At 77.8% G+C, this 3,927-nt stretch carries 1 protein-coding gene; it reads right to left on the bottom strand.

Annotation, left to right across the window (positions count from 1 at the left end; all coding sequences use genetic code 11):
• The coding region (locus IF37_RS0137880; RefSeq protein WP_030754075.1) for a type I polyketide synthase at positions 1–3,927 on the bottom strand (3,927 nt) is incomplete at both ends.

Here is a 3,927-nt window from a genome sequence, read left to right as displayed (position 1 = left end):
TCGGCGGCGGCCCGGGGGGTGGTGCGGGCGGGGACCTCGGCGAGGGCGCCGGTGAGTTCGGCGAGCAGGTGGCGGGCGAGTTCCGCCGGGGTGGGGTGGTCGAAGACGAGGGTGGCGGGCAGCTTCAGGCCGGTCGCCGCGGTGAGCCGGTTGCGCAGTTCGACGGCGGCCAGGGAGTCGAAGCCGAGTTCCCGGAAGGCGAGGGTGCGGCCGACGTCCTGGGCGGAGCGGTAGCCGAGGATGGTCGCGACGTGGCTCTGCACGAGTGCGGTGAGGAACGGCTCGCGCTCGCCCTCCGGCAGTCCGGCGAGCCGCTCCCGCAGCGCGTCGGCGCCGCCGGTCGTGCCCTGTCCGGTGGCCGCGCCGGCCCGGCGCACGGGCACGAGGGCGCGGAACAGCGGGGCCGGCTCCTCGCCCTGGGCGCGCAGGGAGGCCGTGTCCAGCCGCACCGGCAGGACGGCGGGGTCGGGCCCGCGCAGGGCGGCGTCGAAGAGGGCGAGGCCGTCCTCGGTCTCCAGCGGGGCGACGCCGCCGCGGGCGATGCGCGTGCGGTCGGTCTCGCCGAGGGTGCCGGTCATGCCGCCGGCCTCGGCCCACAGGCCCCAGGCCAGGGAGTGCGCGGGCAGTCCGAGGGCCCGGCGGTGGACGGCGAGCGCGTCGAGGTAGGCGTTGGCGGCGGCGTAGTTGCCCTGGCCCGGCGAGCCGAGCGTGGCGGCGGAGGAGGAGAAGAGCACGAACGCCGACAGGTCCAGGTCCGCGGTGAGTTCGTGCAGGTTCCAGGCGGCGTCCAGCTTCGGCCGGAACACCGTGTCGAGCCGCTCCGGGGTGAGGGAGGTGAGCACGCCGTCGGCGAGGACGCCGGCCGCGTGGATCACGGCGGTCAGCGGCCGGTCGGCGGGTACGGCGGCCAGGACGGCGGCGAGCGCGGCGCGGTCGGCGACGTCGCAGGCGACGCTCGTCACCCCGGCGCCCAGCCCGGTGAGTTCGGCGACCAGGTCGTCGGGGGCGCCGCCGCGGCTGACCAGCAGCAGGTGCCGGACGGCGCGTTCGGCGGCCAGGTGACGGGCCAGGACGCGGCCGAGCGCGCCGGTGGCGCCGGTCAGCAGGACGGTGCCGGTGCCCAGCCCGGTGCCGGCGGCGTCGCCGGGTTCACCGGTGGTGAGGCGGGCCAGCCTGGGCAGCAGCCAGGCGCCGTCCCGGAACGCCAGGTGCGGCTCGCCCGTGGCGACCGCCTCGGCCAGCCGTCCGGAGTCCGGCTCAGGTCCGGCGGCGTCGACGAGCACGATGCGGCCGGGGTTCTCCGACTGGGCCGAGCGGACCAGGCCGCCGACGGCGGCGCCCGCCGGGTCGGTGCCGGTGACCACCACGAGGGTGCGGTCGTCCTCCGCGAGCCCGGTGCGCAGTTCGGCCAGGACCGTGTCGACGGCCGTCCGGGCGGCGGCGGCGTCCACTCCGGCCGGGGCGCGTACCTCCCGTGGTGCGGGGGCGGTCGCCGTCACCGGCGGTGCCGGTACCCAGTCGACCCGGTACAGCGCGCCCGCGCGGGCCGACCGCGCGGCGGCGGCCAGCGCCTCGGTGCGCAGCGGGCGCAGGGCGAGCGAGTCGACGGTGGCGACGGGCGCGCCGGTGGGGTCGGCGAGGGCGAGGGCGACGGTGCCCTCCCCGGCGGGCCGGACGCGGACGCGCAGCGCGGTGGCGCCGGTGGCGTGCAGCCGCACCCCGGACCAGGCGAACGGCAGCAGCGCCGCGTCACCCGCCGCGTCGGTGAGGCCGACGGTGTGCAGGGCGGCGTCCGACAGCGCCGGGTGCAGGGCGAAGCCGTCGGGTACGGCGTCGGTGGCGACCTCCGCGTACAGGCCGTCGGCGGTGCGCCAGGCGGCGCGCAGGCCCTGGAAGAGCGGCCCGTAGCCGAGGCCGAGGGCGGCGAGTTCGTCGTACAGTCCGTCGAGCGGTACGGGCTCGGCGTCCCGCGGGGGCCACACGGTGAGCGGTTCGGCGGTTCCGGGCAGGGTGCCGGTCGGGGCGAGCAGGCCGTCGGCGTGCCGGGTCCAGGGCGGTTCCTCGTCGGGGCTCTCCGGGCGGGACCAGATGGTGACCGGGCGGGTCTCCCCCTCGGGCGCGCCGACGACGACCTGGAGCTGGACGGCGCCGTGCTCGGGCAGCACCAGCGGCGCGTGCAGGGTGAGTTCGGCGAGGTCGCCGCAGCCGACCTGGTCGCCGGCGCGCAGGGCCAGTTCCAGGTGCCCGGTGCCGGGGAAGAGCAGCCGGCCGCCGACCCGGTGGTCCGCCAGCCAGGGCTGGGTGCCCGGGGCGAGGCGGCCGGTGAGGACGGCGCCCTCGCTGTCGGCCCGTACCACCGCGGCGCCGAGCAGGGCGTGGTCGGTGGGGGCGAGGCCGGCGGAGGTGACGTCGGCGCCGCCCGCGGTGCTGTCCAGCCAGTACCACTCGCGCTGGAAGGCGTAGCCCGGCAGCGGGACGCGGCGCGCGCGGCGGCCCTCGGCGACGGCGGTCCAGTCGACGGTGGCACCGTGGGTGAACGCCTCGCCCAGCGCCGTCAGCAGCCGGTCCCGGCCGCCATCGTCGCGGCGCAGGGAGCCCACGGCGGTCACGGCGTCGTCGGTCTCCTGGATGCCGACGGTGAGCACCGGGTGCGGGCTGGACTCGATGAACAGCCGGTGTCCGTCGGCGACGGCGGCGCGGACCGCCTGCTCGAACAGGACGGTTCCGCGCAGGTTGGTGTACCAGTACGCGGCGCCGAGTTCCGTGGTGTCGAGCGGGCCGCCGGTGACGGTGGAGTAGAACGGCACGCGGGTGGCGCGCGGCGCGATGCCGTCGAGCACCTCGGCGAGGCGCTCGCGCAGGGTCTCGACGTGGGCGCTGTGGGAGGCGTAGTCCACGGGCAGGCGCTTGGCGCGGACCTTCTCGGCGCGCAGCAGGGCGTGGAGCCGGTCGAGGGCGTCGGGGTCGCCGGACACCACCGTGGAGGCGGTGCCGTTGACCGCGGCGACCGACAGCCGGCCGTCGAAGGCGGCGAGCCGGGCGCGGACCGCGTCGGCGCCCTCGCCGACGGACATCATGCCGCCGGAGCCGGACAGCAGCTCGGCGATGGCCCGTGAGCGCAGCGCGACGACGCGGGCGCCGTCCTGGAGGGTCAGCGCGCCGACCGCGCAGGCGGCGGCGATCTCGCCCTGGGAGTGGCCGATGACGGCGGCCGGGGTGACGCCGTAGGCGCTCCAGGTGTGGGCCAGGGACACCATCACGGCCCACAGCAGCGGCTGGACGACGTCCACCCGGTCCAGGTCGCCGTCGAGTTCGGCGCGGAAGTCCCAGTCGGTGTACGGCGCCAGGGCGGCGGCGCACTCGGCCATCCGGGCGGCGAACACCGGGGACTCCTCCAGGAGCCGGGTGGCCATGCCGGACCACTGGGAGCCCTGGCCGGGGAAGACGAACACGGGCCGGGCGCGGCCGGGCGCGGTGCCCTGGACCAGGGCGCGGGAGGCGGTGCCGTCGGCCAGCGCGGCCAGCGCGCCGCGCAGTTCGGCCGGGTCGGTGCCGGTGAGGGCGGCGCGGTGCGCGAAGTGGGCGCGGCCGGTGGCGAGCGTCCAGCCGATGTCGGAGGGGTCCTGGTGGGGGTGTGCGTCGAGGTGGCCGAGGAGCGCGGCGGCCTGGCCGGCGAGTGCGGCGGGCGTCTTGGCGGTGAGCAGCCACGGGGCGGTGGGGCCCTGGGGTGCGGGGTGCTCGGTCAAGGGTTCCTCGGCCGATGGCTGTTCGAGGATGACATGGGCGTTGGTGCCGCTGATGCCGAACGAGGAGACACCCGCCCGGCGCGGCCGGTCCACCGCCGGCCACTCCCGCGCCTCCGTCAGCAGCCGCACCCGCCCCGACTCCCAGTCCACCTTCGACGACGGCCGGTCCACGTGCAGCGTC

It is taken from the genome of Streptomyces sp. NRRL S-31 (assembly GCF_000718775.1).
Classification (GTDB): domain Bacteria; phylum Actinomycetota; class Actinomycetes; order Streptomycetales; family Streptomycetaceae; genus Streptomyces.
Note: the sequence above shows the minus strand (reverse complement) of the source record. Positions and strands in the feature narration are given on the sequence as shown.